This window comes from Vibrio sp. Vb0349, from assembly GCF_033338975.1.
In genome coordinates this window covers 1-1,526 of record NZ_JAWOTS010000156.1, presented here as the reverse complement: position 1 = coordinate 1,526, position 1,526 = coordinate 1, and the positions used below count along the sequence as shown (strand labels likewise).

The following is a 1,526-nucleotide window of genomic DNA, read 5'->3' as shown; positions in this document are numbered from 1 at the left end:
GGGCACTGTGTCTCTGGCGTTGGCGGCGGTTTGTGTATTCCTATTTGCTGATTTCTTCTCAGTGATGGCGTACATCGGCTGGGTTATGTCGATTTGGATCGTGGCAATGCATGCGTTCGAATTGCATGAGCGTGCGACGCACCGTCACAGTTTTGCTGAAGGTGTTCGTAAGCTTCAACGTAGCCACTGGGCGATGATGTTTGGTCATATCGGTCTTGCTGTGACGATCATTGGTATCGCTATGGTACAAAACTACAGCATTGAGCGTGATGTGCGTTTAGCGCCAGGTGAACACTTCCAAATCGAAGGTTATGATTTCTACTTCTCTGGCCTTCGTGATAAAGACGGTCCGAACTACGATGGTTACATCGCTGATTTCGAAATCACACACGATGGTAAGTACATCAATACACTTCATGCCGAGAAGCGTTTCTACCGCACCGCGAAGTCGATGATGACAGAAGCGGCCATTGACCGTGGAATCACTCGTGACCTATACATCGCGATGGGGGAGCGTTTGGAAGACAACCGTTCTTGGGCGGTGCGCATTTACTACAAACCGTTCGTACGTTGGATCTGGGCTGGCTCTTTGATCATGGCATTAGGCGGCGCACTAGCGATTTCTGATAAGCGTTACCGCTTCCGTAAGTCATCGAAAAAGAACGCAAAGTCAAACGAGCAGGTAGCATAAAATGAATAAGAAAATCTTGTTTATCCCGTTGGTTGCTTTCTTAGTTCTGGCGGGGATCTTCGCAACACAGTTGGTTCGTAACCAAGATGGTGACGACCCAACAAAGCTGGAATCTGTTTTAGTTGGCAAACCTGTTCCTAAGTTTCACTTAGAAGACTTGGCCGAACCGGGTAAACAGTACGATCAGTCGATTTTTAAAGGTGAGCCTCTGCTGTTAAATGTGTGGGCTACATGGTGTCCTACTTGCTACGCAGAGCATAAATATCTCAACGAACTTGCTGGTAAAGGCGTGAAGATCATCGGTATGAACTACAAAGATGATCGAAACAAAGCGATCGGTTGGTTGAACGATTTAGGTAACCCATACCTAATTAGTCTGTTCGATGGCAGCGGTATGTTGGGTCTGGATCTTGGTGTGTACGGCGCACCGGAAACCTTCATTATCGATGCGAATGGTGTCATTCGTTACCGTCATGTAGGTGATGTTAACCCTCGAAATTGGGCTGACACGTTAGCACCGATGTACAACCAGCTGGTTGAGGAGGCGAAGCAATGAGAAAAGTGATTTTAGCAGTGTTTGCAGCCCTAACATTCTCGTTGGCGGCACATGCTGCAATTGAAGTGTATGAGTTTGACAACTTAGAGCAGGAGCAACAGTTCAAAGAGCTAGGACACACATTGCGCTGCCCTAAATGTCAGAACAACACCATCTCTGATTCGAATGCCGAACTTGCTCAAGACTTGCGCCACAAGGTCTACGAAATGACGAAAGAGGGCAAGTCAAAAGAAGAGATCGTCGATTACATGATCGCGCGCTACGGCAACTTCGTGACTT

Annotated in this window: 3 protein-coding genes; all 3 read left to right on the top strand. The window is 47.4% G+C overall.

The annotated features are described in order from the left end of the window. The coding region (locus tag R7Q47_RS24125; RefSeq protein WP_318089719.1) for a cytochrome c-type biogenesis CcmF C-terminal domain-containing protein at window positions 1-691 on the top strand (691 nt) is incomplete at its 5' end. Window position 692: 1 nt separating this feature from the next. After that, window positions 693-1,247 carry a DsbE family thiol:disulfide interchange protein gene (locus R7Q47_RS24120; protein ID WP_005457723.1) on the top strand — a complete coding sequence of 185 codons (555 nt, stop codon included), beginning with the start codon at window positions 693-695 and terminating at the stop codon, window positions 1,245-1,247. Then, the coding region (locus R7Q47_RS24115; protein WP_318089715.1) for a cytochrome c-type biogenesis protein at window positions 1,244-1,526 on the top strand (283 nt) is incomplete at its 3' end. The genes R7Q47_RS24120 and R7Q47_RS24115, both read left to right, overlap by 4 nt.

Coding starts and splice junctions, on each gene's coding strand:
- R7Q47_RS24120 (WP_005457723.1), top strand. CDS start 693: ATGAATAAGAAAATCTTGTTTATCCCGTTGGTTGCTTTCTTAGTTCTG.